This window comes from Streptomyces sp. NPDC059398, from assembly GCF_042751845.1.
Lineage (GTDB): Bacteria > Actinomycetota > Actinomycetes > Streptomycetales > Streptomycetaceae > Streptomyces.
The window spans coordinates 4,328-26,788 of record NZ_JBHYWP010000065.1 but is presented as its reverse complement, the minus strand read 5'-3'; the positions used below and the strand labels follow the sequence as shown (position 1 = coordinate 26,788).

At 70.9% G+C, this 22,461-nt stretch carries 17 protein-coding genes, 1 tRNA gene, 1 other RNA gene and 1 pseudogene; 10 read left to right on the top strand and 10 right to left on the bottom strand.

Annotation, left to right across the window (positions count from 1 at the left end):
* Positions 1-25: 25 nt before the first annotated feature.
* Positions 26-1,009: a phosphorothioated DNA-binding restriction endonuclease gene (locus tag ACFXBC_RS22235; protein WP_385027005.1), complete on the bottom strand. Its 984-nt coding sequence runs from the start codon at positions 1,007-1,009 to the stop codon at positions 26-28.
* A gap of 193 nt (positions 1,010-1,202) precedes the next feature.
* On the opposite strand from ACFXBC_RS22235, the gene ACFXBC_RS22230 reads away from it, so the two are divergent.
* A complete protein-coding gene (locus ACFXBC_RS22230) occupies positions 1,203-1,517 on the top strand; it encodes a transposase (RefSeq protein WP_385027002.1) in 315 nt (104 codons plus the stop codon).
* Between the two features lie 3 nt (positions 1,518-1,520).
* Here ACFXBC_RS22230 and ACFXBC_RS22225 read toward each other — a convergent pair whose 3' ends face one another.
* The 4 genes from ACFXBC_RS22225 to ACFXBC_RS22210 all read right to left on the bottom strand — a co-directional run bounded on the left by ACFXBC_RS22225 (position 1,521) and on the right by ACFXBC_RS22210 (position 5,236).
* A complete protein-coding gene (locus ACFXBC_RS22225; protein ID WP_385026999.1) occupies positions 1,521-1,937 on the bottom strand; it encodes a nuclear transport factor 2 family protein in 417 nt (138 codons plus the stop codon).
* Positions 1,938-2,075: 138 nt separating this feature from the next.
* On the bottom strand, positions 2,076-2,594 hold the full coding sequence (locus tag ACFXBC_RS22220) for an HAD domain-containing protein (RefSeq protein WP_385026996.1): 519 nt from the start codon (positions 2,592-2,594) through the stop codon (positions 2,076-2,078).
* A gap of 165 nt (positions 2,595-2,759) precedes the next feature.
* On the bottom strand, positions 2,760-4,241 hold the full coding sequence (nhaC, locus tag ACFXBC_RS22215; protein ID WP_385026993.1) for a Na+/H+ antiporter NhaC: 1,482 nt from the start codon (positions 4,239-4,241) through the stop codon (positions 2,760-2,762).
* Positions 4,242-4,585: 344 nt separating this feature from the next.
* Entirely contained in the window at positions 4,586-5,236 is a 651-nt protein-coding gene (locus ACFXBC_RS22210) for a GntR family transcriptional regulator (protein WP_385026990.1), read from the bottom strand.
* Between the two features lie 188 nt (positions 5,237-5,424).
* Here ACFXBC_RS22210 and ACFXBC_RS22205 point away from each other — a divergent pair, with 188 nt between their 5' ends.
* The 3 genes from ACFXBC_RS22205 (at position 5,425) to ACFXBC_RS22195 (ending at position 8,548) form a co-directional block, all read left to right on the top strand.
* Positions 5,425-6,372 carry an asparaginase gene (locus tag ACFXBC_RS22205; protein WP_385026987.1) on the top strand — a complete coding sequence of 316 codons (948 nt, stop codon included), beginning with the start codon at positions 5,425-5,427 and terminating at the stop codon, positions 6,370-6,372.
* Positions 6,373-6,585: 213 nt separating this feature from the next.
* Positions 6,586-7,821, top strand: coding sequence for a cytochrome P450 (locus ACFXBC_RS22200; RefSeq protein WP_385026984.1), 1,236 nt, complete (start codon positions 6,586-6,588; stop codon positions 7,819-7,821).
* Between the two features lie 133 nt (positions 7,822-7,954).
* On the top strand, positions 7,955-8,548 hold the full coding sequence (locus ACFXBC_RS22195; protein ID WP_385026981.1) for a snapalysin family zinc-dependent metalloprotease: 594 nt from the start codon (positions 7,955-7,957) through the stop codon (positions 8,546-8,548).
* Positions 8,549-8,867: 319 nt separating this feature from the next.
* Here ACFXBC_RS22195 and ACFXBC_RS22190 read toward each other — a convergent pair whose 3' ends face one another.
* A complete protein-coding gene (locus ACFXBC_RS22190; protein WP_385026978.1) occupies positions 8,868-9,626 on the bottom strand; it encodes a S1 family peptidase in 759 nt (252 codons plus the stop codon).
* Between the two features lie 379 nt (positions 9,627-10,005).
* On the opposite strand from ACFXBC_RS22190, the gene ACFXBC_RS22185 reads away from it, so the two are divergent.
* Positions 10,006-10,650, top strand: a complete 645-nt coding sequence (locus tag ACFXBC_RS22185) for a response regulator (RefSeq protein WP_385026975.1) — start codon at positions 10,006-10,008, stop codon at positions 10,648-10,650.
* A gap of 117 nt (positions 10,651-10,767) precedes the next feature.
* Here ACFXBC_RS22185 and ACFXBC_RS22180 read toward each other — a convergent pair whose 3' ends face one another.
* On the bottom strand, positions 10,768-12,249 hold the full coding sequence (locus ACFXBC_RS22180) for a sensor histidine kinase (protein ID WP_385026972.1): 1,482 nt from the start codon (positions 12,247-12,249) through the stop codon (positions 10,768-10,770).
* Between the two features lie 351 nt (positions 12,250-12,600).
* Between ACFXBC_RS22180 and ACFXBC_RS22175 the strand changes: the two genes are divergently transcribed.
* The gene (locus ACFXBC_RS22175; protein ID WP_385026969.1) at positions 12,601-14,316 is read left to right on the top strand and encodes a ricin-type beta-trefoil lectin domain protein; all 1,716 of its coding nucleotides are present in this window, start codon (positions 12,601-12,603) and stop codon (positions 14,314-14,316) included.
* Between the two features lie 351 nt (positions 14,317-14,667).
* Here the strand turns inward: ACFXBC_RS22175 and ACFXBC_RS22170 are convergent, their stop codons facing one another.
* The 3 genes from ACFXBC_RS22170 to ACFXBC_RS22160 form a co-directional block, all read right to left on the bottom strand.
* On the bottom strand, positions 14,668-16,140 hold the full coding sequence (locus tag ACFXBC_RS22170) for a hypothetical protein (RefSeq protein WP_385026966.1): 1,473 nt from the start codon (positions 16,138-16,140) through the stop codon (positions 14,668-14,670).
* Positions 16,141-16,376: 236 nt separating this feature from the next.
* On the bottom strand, positions 16,377-16,880 hold the full coding sequence (locus ACFXBC_RS22165; protein ID WP_385026963.1) for a hypothetical protein: 504 nt from the start codon (positions 16,878-16,880) through the stop codon (positions 16,377-16,379).
* Between the two features lie 527 nt (positions 16,881-17,407).
* Positions 17,408-17,492: transfer RNA gene (locus tag ACFXBC_RS22160), tRNA-Ser, on the bottom strand.
* A gap of 73 nt (positions 17,493-17,565) precedes the next feature.
* Between ACFXBC_RS22160 and ffs the strand changes: the two genes are divergently transcribed.
* The 4 genes and pseudogenes from ffs to ACFXBC_RS22140 form a co-directional block, all read left to right on the top strand.
* Positions 17,566-17,662: signal recognition particle sRNA small type (ffs, locus tag ACFXBC_RS22155), an RNA gene on the top strand.
* Positions 17,663-17,754: 92 nt separating this feature from the next.
* The gene (locus ACFXBC_RS22150) at positions 17,755-20,127 is read left to right on the top strand and encodes a DNA polymerase III subunit gamma and tau (RefSeq protein WP_385026960.1); all 2,373 of its coding nucleotides are present in this window, start codon (positions 17,755-17,757) and stop codon (positions 20,125-20,127) included.
* A gap of 262 nt (positions 20,128-20,389) precedes the next feature.
* Positions 20,390-21,640: a phosphoribosylamine--glycine ligase gene (purD, locus tag ACFXBC_RS22145; protein ID WP_385026957.1), complete on the top strand. Its 1,251-nt coding sequence runs from the start codon at positions 20,390-20,392 to the stop codon at positions 21,638-21,640.
* Between the two features lie 367 nt (positions 21,641-22,007).
* Positions 22,008-22,461, top strand: a pseudogene (locus tag ACFXBC_RS22140) (hypothetical protein); the annotation flags it as partial.

The window sequence follows — 22,461 nt, the reverse complement described above, 5'->3', positions numbered from 1 at the left end:
CCGGCACCGTCATCCGGCCCGGCTTTCAACCGGCGGCGGCCGGGCGTGGACTGCCGTGGAAGACCTGGGCGGTGTGCCAGGAGCGATGGGCCGCCGCCACCGGCCGGGCGCCCGGTTGCGGTCCGGTGAGCGGGCGGCCCGCGAGGGCGATGACGTGGTGGCGAGCGGTCTCGCTGCGGCCGACGAAGCGCTGTGAGACCAGGATGCGGTGGTCGTCGCCGATGCCGAGGACGCCCTTGTCGAAGAGCTTGTGGTGCAGCGAGCAGAGACACAGCCCGTTGTCGACGTCGTCGGGGCCGTCAAACGCCCACCAGCGCACATGCGCGGCCTCAAGCCCTACCGGCACGGTGCCGATCCTGCCGTCGTAACCGCAGAAGGCGCACTGGTACTCGTACGCCGTGAGTACCAGCTCCCGCATGCGTCGGTCCCGCTGTCGCGGCCCGGCCGGAAGCTGTCCGGCCGGAGGCTGTCCGGCCGGCAGGTCTTCGGCCGGCAGGTCTTCGGGCAAAAGCCCTGTGGTGGCGGGTTGTTCAGGGGTGAGCTGCCCGATCTCCGCCGGTTCCAGCTCCAGGCCGACCGCTTCACAGAGTTCGGTGTGGAGCGAGGGCGGGAAGTTGAGGTCGAGCAGCACCCGCGCCATGCGTCCGAGCAGCGACGGATCCCGTCGCAGAGCGGCCCGCAGCTCCGGTGCCAGTCGCCCCGCGGCCCCCGCCGCCCGCAACTCCCGCACCCCGGTGCCGGGACTGCCCGACCCGCGATCGGACCGTACCTCCCACACCCCGTCGCTCACGAGGTGGTGGAAGGGATAGGCGGGAGACGTCCTGGTGGGCGGCCCGTACTCGGTCAGCAGCCCCTTGAGATCGTCCTCGACCGCGCTGTAGCGCAGCTCGCCCTCGGCGTCCTGCTGGAAATGGCCGAGCGCGTAGAGGAAGAGCAGCGGCTTGTGCGGAGCGCGGGCACCGCTCCTGGTCCACAGCCTCAACTTCGCGGTGCGCTCAAGCCAGTCCATGCCGGGCGATGCTAAGGGCTGTCCCGTAATCCCTGGTGGATCAGCGTACGGGGTACGGCTCACGGCGTACGGGCCACGGCTCGCGGTGTACGGGGCCACGCCCCGCGGGCCCATGCTCCAAGGCGTACGGAAGCGGGCAACGAGAACTAGGCCGTTTCGTTTAGATCATCGGACCGTTGGTCTGGTTGTGCCGTTGACTGACGCCCAGTGGGCCCGGATTGAGCCGCTGTTGCCGGACCGCACGGCGAAGCGGGGCGGCCAGTGGCGGGATCACCGGCAGATGATTGACGCGATCGCCTGGAAGTTCCAGACCGGCGCGCAGTGGGTGCATCTGCCGGAGAAGTACGGCAACCGGCGAGGCGTCTACAACCGACTGCGGATGTGGACCGCCGATGGCACCTGGGAGCGGGTGTTCACCGCGCTGATGGCACGGCCGTCTATCTGGCCGGACTCTACGTCGCAGGCATCTTCCTCTGGTCCGCAAGGTGATCCGGATGAAACTGCGTAGGGCTCATGACGGGGCGCCCGGGAAGGACGGTTTGATGACGCGGCTGCCAAACTTCCACTGCCCGTCCACGCGAACGTATTCGTCCTCGTACCTGACGTGGGAGCGAACATAGCCGCCGTCGTTCTTCACCACTTCCACGAGACAGGAGACGCTCCCCGCCGCGCGGTCTCCCTCGATGTCCGTCACCAGGTGGTTGAACATGACGTGGATGACGTGGCGGGCATGGGCGAAGAGTGAATCGCGGAAGAAATCGCGTACCGCGTCGCGCCCTTGGAACCGGCCGAAGCCGGTCTCACGTTCGTCGAGGACGCCATCCTCGGCCCAGCAGTTGGAGGACTCATCCAGCCGGAAGCCGTCGAAAGCAACCGCGTAACGAGTGTTGAGATCGTGGATGGCGGCACGATCGGCGAGATGACTCATGTATATCCTCACGTCAAAACGGGTGCTGGGTCCCCTAGCCCTGGCGGGTTCGGGTGAGCCGGGGAACGGTGTACACGGCTCCCAGCCCGTGTCAAGTCTCCCCAGCCATGAGCCGACCAGTGATCCAAACGAAACGGCCTAGCCCGCCCCGTCCGCCCGCAGCCACGCGTCGAGAGCGGTGAAGTCCGCGTCCGTGAGGCCGTGGCGAGGGTCGATGTGGCGGAGGAGAGTCCGTGCCGGGTGGTGTGCCTCCACCCAGGCCCGGTCGTTCTCGGTGATCTCGTCGTCGAGCCAGGCGAAGGGCCGGCCGCCGGACCAGTCGACCAGGGCACGGGTCTTCCAGTGGAGGCCGCGGCGCCAGTCATCGGCGGCCGGTTCCGGCCAGGAGACCACGGGGAGTGGTGGCAGACCGAGGAGTGGAGCGAGATATTCGTTGGCCGCGTTCTCCCAGGTGGTGGCCCACACCAGCTCGCACGGCAGCGCCGTCAGCCGCTCCCCGAGCGCGGGATCGACCCTGGCCAGCAGCGGGTTGGCGCCGGCGTCGGGCCGCAGATACGTCGGGTAGCCGTCGGGGTACTCGTCCCGCGTCGCCCCGAAGGGGATGAGTGGTCCGTCGACGTCCAGGAAGAGGAGGGGCCGCAGCGGAGAACCGGTCACAGCCGCACCGTAACGGGCCCTGCGCAGCGATGCCCCGAAGCCGGACCGACGCGAAGCCGGACCGATGCCCCGAAGCCGGACCGACGACGCGAAGCCGGACCGACCCGGCGCCGGAGCGGCGGTCCACAGCAGGACCGTTGCCCCGGCGCCGGACCGGCCACCCCCTCATACGGTGGCCGGCACCGGTTCCCCGGCCGCCCTGGGCACCGGTTCCTGGCGGGCGATGCCGATGCCGGTGTATCCGCAGATCACGGCGATGACCACGCCGAAGTAGTTGAGGAACGCATAGGGCGCGTATGCCATGGTCGCGACGCCCAGGGTCGTGGACATATAGGTGGCGGCCTCGGTCCACGGCACCAGCGGCACGAGGACCGTGCCGGAGTCCTCCAGGGTGCGCGACAGGTTCTTGGGGGCGAGCCCGCGCTCGGGGTAGACGGCGCGGAACGCCTGCCCCGGCACGATGATGGTCAGGTACGAGACCCCCATCGCGAGCGCGGCGCCCACCGAGGACAGCGAGGTGGCGAGGATGATCCCGCCCGTCCTGCGCACCTTGGCGAGCAGCCGGTGCATCAGGACGTCCAGGCAGCCGGTCTCCGTCAGGATGCCCGCGAAGGCGAACCCGGCGAGCCCGATGAGCATGGTCGACGCCATCGACGACATGCCGCCGCGGTTGAGGAGGGTGCCCGCCGCCGCTGACAGGTGCTGCGGGTCGATGCCGCCGTGGCCGCTCAGCATCGACACCGTGAAGCCGGTCGAGGCGGAGGAGCCGATCTGCTGGACGGAGAAGCCCTGGAAGACGGCGCCCAGGACGCACGCGACGACCGAGGAGATGATGATCGTCGGCAGCGGCGGCTTCTTCATGATGGCGCCCACCAGGATCACCGCGGCCGGGAGCAGGAGCAGCAGGTTGAAGTGGAACCCGTGCTCCAGCACGGTCTGCAGGGCCTCGGTGCGCTGGGCGGCATGGCCGTCGGCGTGCTGGGTGCGGCCGAGGACGAGGTACAGGAGGCAGGAGAGCACCGCGGCCGGGCCGGTCGTCCAGAGGAGGTGCCGGATGTGCTCGAAGAGGGTCGAACCGGCCACGGCGGGAGCCAGGTTGGTGGTGTCCGACATCGGGGACATCTTGTCGCCGAAATAGGCGCCCGAGATGATGGCGCCCGCCGTCATGGGCAGGGACACGCCGAGCCCGCCGGCCACTCCGATCAGGGCGACGCCGACCGTGCCGACGGAGCCCCAGGAGGTGCCGGTCACGGTCGAGACGACCATCGTGATCAGGAACGCCAGCACCACGATCCAGGACGGCTGGATGGCCTTCAGGCCCCAGTCGACGATCATGGGGATGGTCCCGCTCAGGGTCCAGGTGCCGATGAGCATGCCGATGGAGATCAGGATCAGCAGCGCCGGCATCGCTGCGTCGATCTTCGACCGTATGCCGGTGAGCATCTCGTCCCAGGTGACACCGAGCCACCGGGCGATGACGCCGGTGACGGCGCAGGAAGCGACGAGAAGGACCACGGGGTCGAGGTCCAGCCAGAGAGTGCCACCGATCATGAGGGCCAGCATCAGCACCACGGGCAGTGCGGCGACGAGCAGTCCGGGGGTACGGCGCTCGCGCGGAGGCGCCACCGCGGCAGAGGGTTCGGTCATTTCGGGTACTCCAGTGGACCGGCGGGGCCGGATGGTTCGGAGGGGGGAATGGGTGTGGGAGGAGGGGTACGGGGTCGGCTGCCTGAGGGCGTCGGGGGCGTCGGGGGCGTCGAGGGCGTCGGGGGCGTGGTGGGGCGAGCCAGGGCACGGACCCACGGCACGGTGACGTACCGCGGAGCGCGGACCGCGCGGCGACGGACCGCGCGGCGATGGACCGCGCGGCGATGGACCGCACAGCACTGCGACGCACGGCACTGCGACGCACGCACTGCGACGCACGCACTGCGACGCACGGCACTGCGTCGCACCGCACCGCACCGCGACGGGACTTGTCCCGTCAGGGGTCAGTCGACGGCCGGGGCGCTTGCCATGTGGGACCGCACCCGGCCGATATGGAGATCCATGAGCGCCGCGGCGCGCTCACCGTCACCGTCCGCCACGGCGGCGGTGATCTCCTCATGGGCGTCCAGGGAGTCGGCCGTGTGGGCCGCCGGGACGTCCAGCGGACTGCGCAGCAGGATGATCTGCTGCTGCACCCGCCACAACTGCTCGGCGATGCGGGGACTTCGTGCGGTGTCCGTCAGTGTCCGGTGGAACTCCAGGTCCAGCCGGTGCACGAAGCGCCGGCCGCCCTGGATGGTCTTCCGTGCCCGTGCGCAGGCCGAGCGCAGCGCCGCGACGTCCTTCTCGTCGCGGCGTTCCGCGGCGAGCCGTGCGGAAGCCGTCTCCAGCGCCGTACGGAGTTCGAACAGGGCCCGTACGTCGTCGGGTCCGGCCGTGAACACCGTGGCCCCGCGGTTGGGGTTGTGTACGAGCAGCCCCTCGCTCACGAGTTGCCGCACCGCCTCGCGCAAGGGACCCCGGCTGGTGCCGAGCTCCCGTGCGAGGACCACCTCGTTGATCCGGGTCCCGGGCCGCAGATGACCGGTGAGCAGCCGTTCGCGCAGCACCTCGGCGATCTGGACGGCGAGGCCGCGTTGCAGAGTCTCACCCACGGGAACGCCTCCTCTGGACCGCCAAGGTGTTGACAGTTGCCAGTTGACAGCCACATTTCCGCAGGTGTCAAGGGTCCTCGGCGAAATCCTTTTCTCCGCTCGAAGGGTTCGACAGGTTGGCCGCCAAGTGATAACTGTCGACAGTTGACTCGAACTGTTGACTCGAACCGGAGAGGCGGACGTAGCTGATGCACACCGTGGTGGCCGAGGTCTGGCGTGGGGATTTCCTGGAGTCCGTGCACCATGGGACGGTCCTCGTGACCGGCCCTGACGGTTCGGAGGTCCTGCGGATCGGGGACGTCGATGCCCCGATGTTTCCGCGCTCTTCCAACAAACCCCTCCAGGCGCTCGGCATGCTCCGCGCCGGGCTCGGCCTCGACGGCGAACTCCTGGCCCTCGGCTGCGCCAGCCACTCCGGCGAGCACATACACCTGGAGGGCGTGCGGGCGATACTCGCTTCGGCCGGGCTCGGTACGGACGCGCTGCGCTGCACGGCCGCCCTGCCCATCGGCGAGGGCGCGCTGCGCGCGTACCTGGCGGGCGGCGGGCAGCCCTCGCCGCTGACGATGAACTGCTCGGGCAAGCACGCCGCGATGCTGGCGACCTGCGTGGTGAACGGCTGGGACACCGCCTCGTACCTCGACCCGCAGCACCCCCTCCAGGTGGTGCTGCGCGAGACGCTGGAGGAACTGGCGGGCGAACGGGTCGCCGCCACCGGGATCGACGGCTGCGGCGCGCCGCTCTTCGCCATCAGCCTGCGGGGTCTCGCGCGGGCGTTCGGCCGCCTGGCCTCGGCGCCGGAGGGCAGTCCTGAACACCGGGTGGCCCGTGCGATGAACACCCACCCGCGCTATGTCGGCGGCACCGGACGCGACGTGACACGGCTCATGGGCGCCCTGCCGGGCTCCGTCGTCAAGGACGGCGCTGAGGGCGTGTACGCGCTCGGCCTGCCCGACGGGTCCGCCGTGTCACTCAAGATCGCCGACGGTTCCCAGCGCTCCCGGCCTGTGGTGATGGTCGCCGCGCTGCGCCGCCTCGGCGTGGACGTCGACGCCGACGAGACGCTTCGGTCACTCGCCACCGCGCCGGTACTCGGCCACGGCGAGCCGGTCGGGGCGGTCCGCCCCACGTTCTGATCTGGCGAAGCCAGTCCGGGCCTGGCCGGGCCTGGCCGGGCCTGGGCGGGTCTGGGCCCGGGTCTGGGTCTGGCCGGGCTTTGCCGGACCTGGCCTGGCCTGCCTGGGTCCGGCACGGCCGGGGCGGGCGTGCCGCCGGTCTGGCATGCCGCCCAAGTCACATCCCCGCAAGCTCCATTGACTCCTGCGGGCCCCGCCCCCACCCTCCCGGGCATGACCGCATCCCCTCAGCCTTCGTCCGCTCCGTCCGCCCGGTCCGCTCCGTCCGCCCCGTTCACCCCCTGCACGGGCGAGAGCTGGCGCGCCCCATGGGAGATGTACGCGGCGCTGCGCGACGCGCACCCCCTCCACCACGTCGCCGACGGGGACTACTGGGTGCTCTCCCGCTACGCGGACGTGCTCGCCGCCGCCCGCGACACCGACCGCTACTCCTCCGCCGACGGCCTGACCCTCACCTACGGCGAGCGCGAACGCCTCGGCATCACCGACGCCGCCCCGATGGTGATGCTGGACCCGCCCGAGCACACCGCGTTCCGCCGGCTGATCACCCGCGGATACACCCCGCGCCGGGTCGCCGCCATCGAACCGCACGTCCGGGCCTTCGTCCGGGCGCGACTGGACCGCATCGCCGATCTCGGCGGCAACTGCGACATCGTCGCCGAACTCTTCAAACCGCTGCCCAGCTACGTCGTCGGCCGCTACCTCGGCGTCCCCGAAGCCGACCGCGCCCACTTCGACGGCTGGACCCACGCCATCGTCGAGGCCAACGCGCTGGGCGACCCGCTCGCCGCCGCCGAAGCCGTCACCAGCCTCTTCGGCTACTTCACCGAGCTGATCGAACGCCGCCGCACCGAACCCGCCGACGACACCGTCTCGGACCTGGTCGGCCTGCTGCCTTCCGACGACGACAGCACCCTGTTACGTATCCTCGGCTTCGCCTTCACCATGGTCGCCGGCGGCAACGACACCACCACCGGCCTGCTCGGCGGCGCCGCCGAACTCCTCACCGCCCAGCCGGGCCTGCGCCGCGCCCTCCTGGACACCCCGGCCCTGCTGCCCTCCGCCGTCGAGGAGTTCCTCCGGCTGACCTCCCCGGTCCAGTGCCTCGCCCGCACCGTCACCGAGGACACCACCCTCCACGGCCGCACCGTCCCCGCCGGCCGCAAGGTCCTCCTCCTCTACGCCGCAGCCAACCGCGACCCGCGCGCCTTCGGGCCCACCGCTCCCCACCCGGACCTCACCCGCGAAGGCCCCCAGCACCTCGCCTTCACCCACGGCCCGCACCACTGCCTGGGGGCCTCTGCTGCCCGTCTGGTCTCGCGTACGGCACTGGAGGAACTCCTCGCCCGCTTCCCGGACTTCGAGGCCGACGCGGCAGCGGGCACCTTCGCGGACGGCAACTACGTCCGGCGGTACGCGTCCCTGCCGTTCACCGCGTCCGGGAGCTGACCGGGAGCTGAACCGATCCGCGCAAATCTCCCCATCCAACTCCCCTCATAAATCGCGTACTTGTGGCACTCAGCCATGACGTGGTGCCCTGGTGGCTCACAGACAACAGACGCCGGCGAGGGGAACGAGTCTCGTGATCAAGCGAATGGCCGCCGTGGCGGCACTGATCCCGGCCATGCTGGGCGTGACAACCGGTGCCGCTTCGGCGCACCCGGCGCCGAAGGCGACCGCTGCGGTGGTCACTCTCACCTACGACGCCAGTGGAGCGGGACAGTGGGCGGGCGCGATCAAGCAAGGCGCGCAGAACTGGAACGCGGCTGAACACCATGTACGCCTTCAGCCGGCGGCCTCGCCCGGTTCGGCCAACTTCGTCTACGTGGCGACCAGCGGCTGGCCCCAGACGACGCTCGGGCCGATCGTCCCGGGCGGCAGGAAGGGCCAGGTGCAACTGGGCCAGGAAGCCGTGGACGAGGGGTACGACATGACCCGCATCGCGGCGCACGAGACCGGGCACATCCTGGGGCTGCCGGACGACTACAGCGGGCCGTGCTCGGAGCTGATGTCCGGCCACGGCCCCGGTACGTCGTGCACCAATGCCAAGCCGAACGCGGCGGAGGCGGCACAGGTCGACCGGAACTACGCGGGCAGCGCGGCCGCGGCGAGCCCGAAGCAGCACCGGATCGTGGTCGACGCCTGGCCCGCACCGGCCCTCGCCCCCGCGCACTGACGGGCTGCCCCCGTCCCCACGCACTGACGGGCGGCCCTCGCCCCCGCGCACTGACGGGCGGCCCCCGTCCCCGCGCACTGACGGGCAGTCGGAACCAGGCAGGACCGGCTGAGCATCTACCGCCCGCACACAGGAGAAGGCCCCCGCCACGACCGTCAGAACCCACGGGAACTCAGGGTCGAGCGGGGGGCTTCTGCGTACCGCCCCGGTCGGGGCCGTCAGCCTGCGGAATCGCTCTCGGGCTGTGCGGCGGGCGGTGCGGACGGTGCGGGACGGGTGCCGACGCAACCAGCCTCCACGCGTACCGGGTTGCCGCCGGTCACTTCGCGGTGGCCCGCTCGATCCAGGCGCGGTGGGCCGTCAGGTCGGTGTAGATGCCGGGGCCGGTGGCGCACTCCGGATCGGCGTCACCGTCGCGGCTGGTCGCCCCGATCAGTTCCCACCGCCCGGGACGGCCCTTGATCTGCGGCCCGCCGGAGTCGAGGATGCACGCCTGCGCGTTCTTGGTGGGGCTGTCGGTGCACAGCTCGTTGGCCGTGTTGTAGTTCTCGCTGCACCGGTCACCGGGGACGATCTCGGTGTCCAGTTCCTGCAGCGTGATCGGGGGGTTCGGGCACTCGCTGCCGTCCTCGCAGGTCATCCCCCAGCCGAGGATCCGGGTCCTGGTGCCCGCCGGACCGGACTTCGCGGCCAGCTTGATGGGCTTCGCGTCCACCGGGTGGTCCAGCTTCATGACGGCCACGTCGTTGCGGAACGGCTCGTAGGAGAACTCCGGGTGCGCGATGACCTTGACGACCTTCGCCGTGGCACCCTTCCTCCGGTCGTGGTCGCCGACCCGTACGGTGAGCTGCTGGGGCTTGACGTTCACCGTGCAGTGCCCGGCGGTTACGATCCAGTCCCGTTTGATCAGGGAGGCTCCGCAGTAGTGATGGCCGTCCTTCTGGATGCTCACCATGAACGGGTACGGCGAGGTGGCATCGTGTCCCCCGATGATCGCTGAAGCCGACGGTGCCGCTGCCATGGTGAGCGCGATCGCCCCCGCCACCGCACACAGTGCCGCCCTGCCGCGCTTGGTCATCTGTCCTCCTGCGTCGCGTTGAAGCCCTCTTGGAAGCCCTCTTGGGTGCTTCTCGGGGTCCGCCCGGCTTCAGGGTCCGAACCTCCGCGTCGGACCCGGCCGGACCGACTCCGTCCAGCCTGTCCCGGCCGGCGCCTTCGGCGCGTCCCCCTCTCCGCCCGGGTGGACTTGCCCGAAAGTCGTACGGCACGCCCGCCGGGGCGTGCTGCGGGACGACCGCGGGGCGGCAACGGCCCGACGGGGGACACGGGTACGCGTGATCCGTGGGGGAGGCAGCCAGACCACTGCGTACGGGGAGTACCGGCGACGGCGGATACCGTGTGCAGGCGGGCAGGCGGGCAGGCGATGTTGACCGTACGCGGACGAGGTGGTGGCGTGAGTGACCGTCAAGGTAGTCCTCCTCGACGACGAGAAGTTGGTGCGCAAGGGCATCCGGATGATCCTCCACGCCGAGCCGGACATCGAGGTGGTCGCCGAGGGCGATGACGGCTCGGTGGCAGTGGACCTGGTGACCACGCACCGCCCGGACGTGGTGCTCACCGACATCCAGATGCCCCGTGTCGGCGGCCTGGAGGTCGCCCGGCAGCTCAACGCACTGCCCGGTCCACCGGCGGTCGCGGTGCTCACCACCTTCGACGTCGACGAATACGTCTACGCCGCACTCCGGCACGGCGCGGCGGGGTTCCTGCTCAAGGACATCTCGCCGCGCGAACTGGCCGACGCCGTACGGGTCCTCGCACGCGGCGACGCGATGCTCTCACCGCGCATCACCACCAGGCTGCTGGCTGTCTTCGCCACGGGTGCGGGCGCCTCGCAAGCGCGATCGCGGATGGCGGAGCTGACCCCCCGCGAGCACGAGGTCGCCGTGGCCGTCGCTCAGGGCCACAGCAACTCCCGTATCGCCGCCGACCTGTCCGTGAGCCAGTCCACGGTCAAGGTCCATCTCAGCCGGATCATGACCAAGCTCGACGCGGCCAACCGCACCCAGGTGGCGCTCATCACCCACGACGCCGGACTGATCTGAACGCCTGACTCCGCGGCAGCATCAGGCCCCGGCAGAGCGGGGTTTCAGGAGACCGGGTTTCCGGCGGAGCGGGATTCCGGCAGAGCGGAGTTCCGGGGGAGCGGGTTTCCAGCAGAGTCAGGCTCCGGCCGCGGACGCTCCAGTTTCGGAAGCTCCCGCCGCGGACGCTCCAGTTGCGGAAGTTCCGGCCGCGGATGCTCCGGTTGTGGACGCTCCGGGCACCGAGGTGGGCAGCGCGGCGTCGAGCCGGAAGCCGCCGTCGCCGGTGGGCCCGGACCCCATGGTGCCTCCGGCCAGCCGGACCCGCTCCATCAGGCCGATCAGCCCGTGTCCCCCGCTGGGCAGCAGTGGCTCACCGTCGGCAGCCGGCTCGGCGTGCCTTTCGGGCGGGCCGTTGACGATCCGTACCCGTACGGTCCGCGGGTCGAAGGCCAGGTGAATCCGCGTCGTGGCGCCCGGGGCGTGCTTGTGCACATTGGTCAGCGCCTCCTGTACGACCCGGTGCGCGGCACGCTCGACCGGCTCCGCCAGCGGCTGCGGCGCACCCTCGACGAGCACGGTGACGGGCAGCCCGGCGCTCCGGGAGCCCTCGGCCAGCTCGGCGATCCTGTCGACGGCCGCGCCGGGGGCGGGCCGCCGCTCCGCCGACGCGGCGAAGTCGTGTGCCGCGGGCCTCGGTTCACCCTCCGCGGCTTCGCTTCCCGCGGATCCGGGCGGCTCCCCGGTTCCGGTGGCCGGGGAGTCGGCCGTACCGCTTCTGAGCAGCCCCAGCATTTCGCGGAGTTCGGTGAGCGCGCGCCGCCCGGCCGTCTGGATGATCTGCGCGGTCTCGCCCGTCACCTCCGGGTCGTGGGCGACAGCGCTGAGCGCGTTGGCGTGTACGACGATCAGGCTCACCTGGTGGGAGACCACGTCGTGCATCTCCCCGGCGATGCGCCGGCGCTCCTGTTCCCGCGCGGCCTCGGCGACGAGCCGCTGTTCCCGCTCGGCGCGCTCCGCCCGTTCGACGAGACCGGCGACCACGGCACGCCTCTGCCCCACGTAGAGCCCCAGCAGCAGCGGCACCAGGCAGGAGAAGACGAAGTTCACCGCGAACCAGGTCACCAGAGTCTGGACACTGGACCACGCTGCCGCGTGCCAGGGCGCGAGGGCCACCAGCCCGACACCGGCCGACGCCCAGACGACCCGGCGGCTGTGCGGGCCGCGACAGGCGCCCTCCGCGTAGTAGGCGAACGGCGTCGTGAAGGCCGAGACCTGGAGGACCTTGGCGATCAGCCCGACGGCGACGACCAGTTCGGGCGCCCGGCGCCGTACGAGCAGCGGCAGCGCGCTCACCGCGGCGAGCAGCAGATTCACCCAGGGAGCGGCCGGTCCCATGGAGGGGTTCTGGGCGCTGATCCACACCGCGAACAGCAGCGCGACCGCCGTCAGCACCAGATCCATGGCGCGCGCGGACAGACGGGGCGAGCGCGGTACGGGCCGCGCCGCGAGGCCCTGCGCCGCACCTCCGTCGCCGGAGGGCAGCAGAGCCCAGCTGCGCAGCGTGTTCCCGAGCCGGTTCCCGGGCTGACGAGTGCGGCTGCGACTGGTGGTTCTCACCCGGCGAGGATAGGTGGTGCCGGATCATGGCAAGCGGCCCGAAGGCCACCACCCCCGTAACGACGTCGCCCCAGCCTCGTACCGCGACGGCCGCCCCCTCCGCAGGGACCGCCCTGCGCCCCCCACGGCCGTACCGAAAGATGGACGTCGGCCGTCTTGCCGAACACCTGCCCCCTCGACACGCTGTGGGCATGACATCCCTGGGCGCCCGCCCCTGTCACGCCTGCCCCTGCCAGGGCGGGCCGGTACACGCCGGCGCCGCGCCCCGGTGATGCCCGTCAGAGGCGGTGTCGAAGCGGGCGAAAGCGCGCCCACCGCCTCCCCTCTCCCCTGGAGGTCGGACGAATGCGCTTGAGTCGGGCAAGACGGTGGCGCGGCGGCTGGAAGAGAACGCTCCAGTTGTTCCCGGTGGTCGCCGTCACGGTGGCGGCCACCCTCGTCGGTTCGCCGCATGCAGCGGCGGCGGTGCCACCGGCGCCGCCGGGATTCACCCTCACCTGGAGCGATGACTTCAACGGTGCATCGGGCACCGGCATCGACCAGAGCCAGTGGAAGTACGACACCGGTCCGGGCAGCACCTTCGGCACCGGTGAGATCGAGACCATGACCAGCAGTACGTCCAACGTCTACCACGACGGCCAGAGCCATCTGGTGCTCCAGGCCCAGCACGCCGGTTCCGACCCCGCGAGCGGCTGGACGTCCGGACGCGTGGAGACCCAGTCGGCGACGTTCGGCGCCCCGGCCGGCGGCGTCGTACGCATGGAGTCGGTCCTCCAGCAGCCCAACGTCACCACCGCCAACGGCGCGGGCTACTGGCCGGCGTTCTGGATGCTCGGCTCGACGCTGCGCTCCGGCGTGACCTGGCCGAAGTCCGGTGAGGTCGACATCATGGAGGACATCAACGGCCGCAGCTCCGATTTCAGCACCATCCACTGTGGCGTGAACCCGGGCGGCCCGTGCAACGAGTCGACGGGCATCGGCTCCGGCGAGCGCGCCTGTGCGGGCTGCCAGACCGGCTTCCACGACTACGCGGTGGAGATCGACCGCTCGGTCTCGCCGGAGCAGGTCAGGTTCTATCTCGACGGGGCCAACTTCTTCACCGTCAAGGCGAACCAGGTCGATGCGACCACCTGGGCCGACGCGATCGATCACCCCTTCTTCATCATCTACGACCTGGCGATCGGCGGTGGCTTCCCGGCCGCGTTCGGCGGCGGCCCGAACGCCGCCACGGTCTCCGGCGGCAAGCTGGTGATCGACTCGGTGGCGGTCTACAACAAGGCGCCCGGGGGCGGTGACGGTTCGGTGACCGGCCGGACGATCACCGGCCCTGGCGGCAAGTGCGTGGACGTGGCGGGTGACGACACCGGCGGTGACGGCACCGCGGTCCAGCTCTGGGACTGCCAGGCGGCGGCGAAGGACCAGCACTGGACCTGGAGCGGCCAGACGCTGCAGACCCTCGGCAAGTGCCTGGACATCGCCGGCGGCAACAGCGCCGGCGGCACCAAGCTCCAACTGGCCACCTGCAACAGCGGCGGCTACCAGAACTGGGTGCGCCAGAGCGACGGCTCCCTGAAGAACCCGGCCAGCGGCCGCTGCATCGACTCCCCGTCCGGCGCCACGGCCAACGGCACCCGCCTCCAGATCTGGGACTGCAACGGCGCTGCCGCCCAGAAGTTCGCCATCGGCACCCCGGTCTACGGTCCCGGCGGCAAGTGCGTGGACGTGGCGGGCGACGACACCGGCGGCGACGGCACCGCGGTCCAGCTCTGGGACTGCCAGCAGGCGACCTCGCTCGACCAGAAGTGGACCTGGAGCGGCCAGACGCTGCAGACTCTCGGCAAGTGCCTGGACATCGCAGGCGGCGTCAACGCCAACGGCACCAAGCTCCAACTGGCCACCTGCAACGGCGCCGGCTACCAGAACTGGACCGCCAACGCCGACGGTTCGATCTCCAACCCGACCACAGGCCGCTGCATCGACTCCCCGTCCGGCGCCACCGCCAACGGCACCCGCCTCCAGATCTACGACTGCAACGGCTCGGCCGCCCAGAAGTTCACCCTGGCCTGAGCCCGGCCCCACCCCTGGTACGCCGAAGGGCCCCACCGCGAACGGTGGGGCCCTTCGGTTGCCCTGCTGGGCCAGTGCGGAGGATACTAGATTCGAACTCGTGAGGGGTTGCCCCCAACACGCTTTCCAACGGTTCGTCCGGGGGTTCCGAGGCGTACGGTAGCGTCCTGACCAGCGGCTCGGTGGGTTCGGGCAGGGGCTCTGAACGAGGGTGTAGGCCGGTGAATGCAACCAGATGAACGCGCCTGATCTGGGCGCATCAATCTCCATGCTGAGGTGGTCGTTCGAGTGGCTTGTGCATCCGCCCGGACCGCTGCTGGTGGTCGGCCCACCAGACCTGGCCGGCCATTGCTATTCGACCTCGATATCCAGGTCGAGCGTCTCCTCCTCGACCGCGAGGTAGGTGTCTGACGTCGCTGCCTCCAGAAAACCCTCCTCGCTGGGGAGCGCGAGACGCGGAGTCAGATCGACGAGGTGCATCCAGGAGCCGCTGTCCCCGCTCGTGAAACCAGCGCGAACAGAGCGCAGCTGATCGTCCCGCTGTTCCGCTCGAACCCTACGCACGTAATCCTGCGCCGCAGCGGCCCTTTCCTCGCGCGCTCGATCGCTCATCTCTCGTTCGCGCCGCCGCGCCATTGTGTCTTCCGGACGCTGAACCTCACGGGGCAGCTCCATCATGTACACGGGCCGTTCTTCTCGGACCCGTGCGATGACGCGACGCTCCGCGTAGGCCAGCTCGCGGCACGCGCCGAACAGACGCCTGGACATCCCGAGCATGAGATCCGTGCCCGGAACCCGTCCCGTCAGCATGTCCAGGCCGTTCTGCTCCCTGATATCCGCGTCCTCGGAATCCGCGGCTACGCGGCGGCGTAGTTCGGCCGTGGGCCGGTCGCTCTCCAATAGCCGGATCGGATCCCTTCGCGTTGTTGCTGCCCCCTCCTCGTGCCTGCCGACTGCCGTGACGCGCAATCCGTCACGGGGCAACGACGACAGCGCAAGATACGTCAGCATGCGCGACCGAGCGAGCTCCAGGAGAGCCTCGTCGTCCTGCAGCGTTTCCTCGTCGGAGATGTTGTCGGGGTCCCCGGGCGGCGGGGCGCCCTCCACGTCGATCATCATGAACAGGCGCCGCTCCAAACTGGTCCCGCACAGCACCTTCTGGTGCGTGACAGGGACGAGGGCGCCGACGTCCAGCTGCTGCGCTCCCTTGATCCTGGGCCCCAGGCCGAGCCGGCGGCTCCCCTTCGCCTCGACTAGCCAGAGTTCTGTTGTGGCCGGGTGCGTGCCGAACAGGTCCGGCAGACTAGGCGCTATGTCCCAGCCGGGCGCTGCGCCTGGTGGGATCGCGCTCTCGGCGTGTGTGGTGGAGCCGAGCCCCATCGTCTGGCAGGCCCACTGGGCCATCGTCATGCCGACGTGGTAGCCGAATGCGGTACGAGTCGAGCTCTCGGTTCCATGGGTGTAGACGACGCTGGGCACGATCTCGCGCCCGGCCCGCACGAGATAAGCGGAGAGGGGGTATCGGCGTGCCCTGATCTCGTGGCGTGCGAGACGGGGCGTAGCGGTGATCCAGGAGCCGATGTCCCGCCCCACCGCGATCGTGGCATCCAGGAGTGCACGCCACGTGGTGCCGACGAGATACGCGCCGTCCGCAGGGATGCCGGTGCCCTGGGGCCAGGGTTGGTGGGCCAAGCCCACCTGCACAGGAGTGGGCCGCGGCGCGGGGGCCAGCGGGGAGCTACGGCGGAGGAACACGGGGACGTCGAAGGCGTCGGGCGCGGACAGCGGAGTATCCACGTTCCCCGCCCAGGCAGGCGGCTGCATGCGCTCACTGTGCCACTGGCTCCCCCAACCGTGAGCGGCAGGGCAGGTGGACTCCAGTGCCCTATGCACGGTCTGAACCAGTATCGACGCTCACTTGGGCGGGGCCCTGGGGCCGACTTGCAGACCTCGCTGTCTACGGCCCGAGAAAGTAGGGGGACGTGGCGGCGTGATTGACGCTTCCCTGTGAAAATGATGCGGAACCGACCGAATTCACATCCGGTCGGGTCCGCATCTTTCTACGCCTCGCCCCGGAGCAAGGGCGGTAGCTCCACGTCCACTGCCAGGTGTTCGAGTTCGGTCAGGGCTCCGCCAAAGTCGGCCGAGAGTGCGAGCATCAGCTCCGACAGGGGCCTGGCTTCCAGCGTGTCCTTGTCGTCGGCCTCGATCGGGCCGATGTCAAGGTCACGCTCGCAGGCAGTGGCGAGGCTGGCGAAACGCGTCAACACACGATGTCCGAGGGTGACGAAAGCTTCCTGGTCGTCCGGGTCTGCAGGCGGGACGGGCACTGGAAGCATCTTGGCCTTGGAGATGCTGATGGAGGCCAGGTTCACCCTCTGCTTGCCGCTGGCTTCGAACCAGGAACGGGCGGCCGAGTTGACGTACCAGCCGTAGAGCTTGGGGTGCGTGGCGTGTTCCTGGATCCGGGCCCGAAAGAAGTGGTTCTGGTGGATGCAGTCCTTGATTCGGCTCGCCCAGATCCAGCCGCGCCCAAGCTTGTCCCGGGCACCGCCCTCGTTCATGAGCAGGTCTCCGTCCTGGAGCCGGAGCTCGGCCGGTTCGTTCAGCGATACGGATCTTCGTGACTCGGGATAGGTCAAGGCGGGCGCGCTGGACGTTGGCGACCCGCAGGTACGGCACCTCGGGCAGCCCGGAGTCATCCCGCCTTTTGAAGCACTTTCTCCAGGAGAGGGGTCTCCTGCGGCGGGCGGACGAGGATCTCACGGAGGGCGTCCTGCGGGTTCGTGAGGACCGGCTCCGTCCCAAGTACCTGCACGGCTGCGGGGGCGAGTGCGGGCGCAAGCTCGGCTACTGCAAGCAGCGCGTCAGGAAGAACGAGGACACGGCGAACACGAAGTCGCGCGACGGCCGCTGCGTCAACGGGGCCCCTGACGAACTCGTTCGGCTGCTGACACTGCACCGAGAGAAGCGGGGCGAAGAGCGAAGGCGGGGCGGCGGAGGAAGGTCCCGAAGAGCCCCGTTGAGACTGTGGACGAGACTGCCAAAGCAGAAGGCCCGGACGGCATACGCGGTCCGGGCCTTCCAGCTGCGGAGGATACGAGATTCGAACTCGTGAGGGGTTGCCCCCAACACGCTTTCCAAGCGTGCGCCCTAGGCCACTAGGCGAATCCTCCGCGGCAAACAATACAAGACGTTGAGGAGTGCTAGCGAACTCGATTCCGACCCGGGGGATCGGCTAGGGTGTGGGTCAGCCCCTCACGTGGCGCTATCTGACTGAACTCCCCCAGGGCCGGAAGGCAGCAAGGGTAGGTTGGCTCTGGCGGGTGCGTGGGGGGCCCTTTGTGTTCCCGGGATGTGTTCCCGGGACCTGGGTCCCTGGATGCCCCGGGCGTTCGGGGGCGTGGGTTGTCGGTGGGCCCCGATAACCTCGTAGATGTGTCGTCCCTTGCGCTGTACCGCCGCTACCGTCCCGAATCGTTCGCCGAGGTCATCGGGCAGGAGCATGTCACTGCCCCGTTGCAGCAGGCCCTGCGGAACAACCGGGTCAACCACGCGTATCTGTTCAGCGGGCCGCGCGGCTGCGGGAAGACCACCAGCGCGCGGATCCTGGCCCGCTGTCTGAACTGTGAGCAGGGGCCCACACCCACACCGTGCGGTGAGTGCCAGTCCTGCCGGGACCTCGCGCGCAACGGGCCGGGGTCGATCGATGTCATCGAGATCGACGCCGCTTCGCACGGTGGTGTGGACGACGCCCGTGATCTGCGCGAGAAGGCGTTCTTCGGGCCGGCCAGCAGTCGTTACAAGATCTACATCATCGACGAGGCGCACATGGTCACGTCGGCGGGGTTCAACGCCCTGCTGAAGGTGGTCGAAGAGCCCCCGGAGCACCTCAAGTTCATCTTCGCGACTACCGAACCCGAGAAGGTCATCGGCACCATCCGGTCGCGTACGCACCACTACCCCTTCCGGCTGGTGCCGCCCAGCACCCTGCGCGACTACCTCGGCGAGGTGTGCGGGCAGGAGGGCGCCCAGGTCGCGGAGGGCGTGCTGCCCCTCGTCGTGCGGGCCGGGGCGGGGTCCGTCCGGGACTCCATGTCCGTCATGGACCAGCTGCTGGCGGGCGCGGGCGAAGAGGGTGTGACGTATGCCATGGCCACCGCCCTGCTCGGTTATACGGACGGCACGCTCCTCGACTCCGTCATCGACGCGTTCGCCTCGTCGGACGGCGCCGCCGCCTTCGAGCTGGTCGACCAGGTCATCGAGCGAGGCAACGACCCGCGCCGGTTCGTCGCCGACCTCCTGGAGCGGCTGCGCGACCTGGTGATCCTGGCCGCCGTGCCGGACGCGGGGGAGAAGGGGCTGATCGACGCCCCGGCGGACGTCGTCGCGCGGATGCAGGCACAGGCCTCCGTCTTCGGCGCCGCGGAGCTGAGCCGCGCGGCGGACCTGGTCAACACCGGGCTCACCGAGATGCGCGGCGCCACTTCCCCGCGGCTCCAGCTCGAACTGATCTGTGCGCGGGTGCTGCTCCCGGCCGCCTTCGACGACGAGCGCTCCCTGCAGGCCCGGCTGGACCGTCTGGAGCGCGGCGGCGCCTTCGTGCCGGGTGGGCAGGGGCCGGCCATGGGGTACGTACCGGGCGCCGAGGCACATCCCACGATGGCCGCCCCGCCCGGCCCGGCTGCTGGATCTCCTCCTGGTCCTGGTGGATCTGCTGGACCTGCGGGGTTCGGCGGACCTGCCGGGCCTGCTGGGCCCGGCGGGCCGGGTGGGGCCGCTGGGGCTGCCGGGCCCGGTATGACGGTGGCGCCCGGCATGGGGCCGGCCGCTGCTCGTGCTGCGGCTCGGGGGGAGGCCGCAGGTACGGACACGGGGGCCGGTGCGGGACAGGGCGCCGGTGCCGGTTCCGCCGGTCCGGCAGGCGCTTCTGCTCCGGCTGGGCCTCCCGCCGCAGCCGCGCAGGCGGCACCGGCTCCGCCGCCCGGTGCTTCCGCGCAGCCGCCCGCCCCCGCCCCGGCCGCCCGGCAGCCCGGCGCCTGGCCGGGTGCGGCCGCGGCCCAGCCCCAGCCGCAGCGCCCGGCCGGAAGCTGGCCGTCCGCTGCCGCTCCGGGGCAGGGGCAGGGGCAGCCCGGGCAGGCGGCCCCTCCGGCCGCGCCCGGAGGCCCGTCGTCCGCGCCGCCCGCCGGGCCCGCGCCCGGTATGGCCCAAGGCGCGGCCCAGGTGCGGAACATGTGGCCCGAGATCCTTGAGGCCGTCAAGAACCGGCGCCGCTTCACCTGGATCCTGCTCAGCCAGAACGCCCAGGTCGCCGGCTTCGACGGGACCACCCTCCAGCTCGGCTTCCCCAATGCGGGTGCCCGGGACAACTTCGCCTCCAGCGGCAGCGAGGACGTACTGAAGCAGGTCCTCGCGGACCAGTTCCACGTCCAGTGGAGGGTCGACGCGATCGTCGACCCCTCCGGCGGTACGCAGCCCCCCGGCGGCAGCGGTCACCCCGGCCCCGGCGGGTCCTCGCCGGCGCCTCAGCGGCCGGCGCCCCAGGGCGGGGCATCCCAGGGCGGAGGCGGTGGGGGCGCGCCCGGACCGGTTCAGCAGCCGCCCGCTCCGGAGCCGCCGCAGCGCCAGCGGCCACAAGCCTTCCGGGAGCCCGAGCCGCCGCCGGTGCCGGACGGACCGCCACCCGTCTCGCTGGAGGACGACACCCCGGAGGACGACGACCCCGATCTGGTCGACTCGGCGCTCTCGGGCCACGATCTGATCGTGCGCGAACTGGGGGCGACCGTGGTGGAGGAGTACACGAACGAGTAGCCGGACCGGATCAGCCGAACCGGATCAGCCGAGCCATCGGACTGTTCGGATCATCTGGATCATCCGGATGAGAGCCGGCACCGGGCGGCCATGCGCGGGCAGCCGGCCGCACACCACGTGCACCACCCCCACCACCCGGGCCACCAAAGCGACACCCGGCCGGGTAGGTGGAGGAACCTACGAAGACCCCGCCCGCCGCTTTGGGTCGCCCGTACAAGGCCCGGCCCGGGTCGGTACCGGTGCGCGGGCTAGGCTTCGTACCGTGAAGGTCCTTGTCATCGGCGGCGGCGCCCGCGAACACGCCCTGTGCCGCTCTCTTTCCCTCGACCCCGAGGTCACCTCCCTGCACTGCGCCCCCGGTAACGCGGGCATCGCGGAAGTGGCCGAGCTGCACGCCGTGGACGCGCTGGACGGCGCCGACGTCGCCCGGCTCGCGACCCGGCTCGGTGCCGGGCTCGTCGTCGTCGGCCCCGAGGCGCCGCTGGTCGCCGGGGTCGCCGACGCGGTACGGGAGACGGGCATCCCGTGCTTCGGGCCGAGCCGGGAAGCGGCGCAGCTGGAGGGTTCCAAGGCCTTCGCCAAGGACGTGATGGCGGGGGCGAACGTCCCCACCGCCCGCGCCTACGTCTGCACCACCCCGGAGCAGATCGATGCCGCGCTCGACGCCTTCGGTGCCCCGTACGTGGTGAAGGACGACGGCCTCGCCGCGGGCAAGGGCGTCGTGGTGACCGACGACATCGCGGCGGCCCGCGCCCATGCGCTGGCGTGCGGCCGGGTGGTCATCGAGGAGTTCCTCGACGGCCCGGAGGTCTCGCTCTTCGCGATCTCGGACGGGGTGACGGTCCTCCCGCTCCAGCCGGCACAGGACTTCAAGCGCGCCCTCGACGGCGACGAGGGGCCCAACACCGGTGGCATGGGCGCGTACTCCCCGCTCCCGTGGGCCGATCCCAAGCTGGTCGACGAGGTCATGCAGACGGTGCTCCAGCCGACCGTCGACGAACTGCGCCGCCGGGGCACGCCCTTCGCGGGGCTGCTGTACGCGGGCCTCGCGATCACCTCTCGCGGCGTACGGGTCATCGAGTTCAACGCCCGGTTCGGGGACCCCGAGACCCAGGTGGTGCTGGCCCGGCTGAAGACCCCGCTGGCCGGTGTCCTGCTGAACGCGGCCAACGGCACCCTCGACACGGTCCCGCCGCTGAACTGGCGCGACGAGGCCGCCGTGACCGTCGTCATCGCCTCGCACAACTACCCGGACACCCCCCGCACCGGTGACCCCATCGGCGGCCTCGACGAGGTGGCGGCCCAGGATGCGCCCCACGCGTACGTTCTGCACGCCGGGACCAGGCAGGACGGCGACGCGGTGGTGAGCGCGGGCGGCCGGGTGCTCTCGGTGACCGCGACCGGCGCGGATCTGGGCGAGGCCCGTGCACGGGCGTACATCGCGCTGGACAGGGTGCGGCTCGACGGGGCGCAGCATCGTACGGACATCGCGGCGAAGGCCGCAGCCATCTGACGGTTTTCCGTCAGCACCTTTACCCAAAGCCATTCCATCGAGTGACGGCTCGCCCATCCGGATGACGCCCGCCGGGACCCCAACTAGTCTGCGGCGCAGGCGTTCCGGCACTTGGCCCACCGGCATTGCGATGTCAGTGGCGGGTGCCACAGTGGGGGAGTGAGCAAAGCCGTCGCAGGGGCAGAGGGGGTGACGTCCAGCCGTGTCCGAGAACCGTACGAGCGATGCGCGGGTTGATCCGCGTACCAAGCGGGGTGCGCAGGGCGCGCGCGCCCATGCACTGGCCGTTCTGGCGGTCCGGGGCAGGGCCTTGGCCGTGGCGTTGCTGCCGGCCGCTGTCGCGGTCGTGCTGCTGGCCGGTGGGGCCATGGGCCGTCTCAGCGGCGGAAGTTGGGATGTGGCGCGCTGGGTGGTGACGGGGTTCGCGCTGGTGGTGCTGGGCATGGCCGCCGCCGTGGGGGCCGTGATCGCCGGGGCCGGGCCCGCCGTCAGCCCGACGGTGGCGCTCACCGAGACCTCGGCGCCCGACCTGCACCGGATGGTGCGGGATCTGGCGGACCGGCTCGAAGTGCCGGTCCCGTCGGCGATAGCGCTGACCCCGGACTGCGACAGCTGGCTCGAGGACCGTTCGCACCCCGCCACCCGGTCCATATCCGGTTCCGGGTGCGGGTCCGGGTGCCGGACCCGCGGGGGGGGGGGGGGGGTGCGGGGCCCCCCCCCGCCCCCCCCCCACGCTCCTGATCGATGAACGCGGTCAGCGCGTCCACCACCGCGCCGGGCTGCTCGTCCGGGATGAAGTGTCCGGCGCCCTGGATGACGGC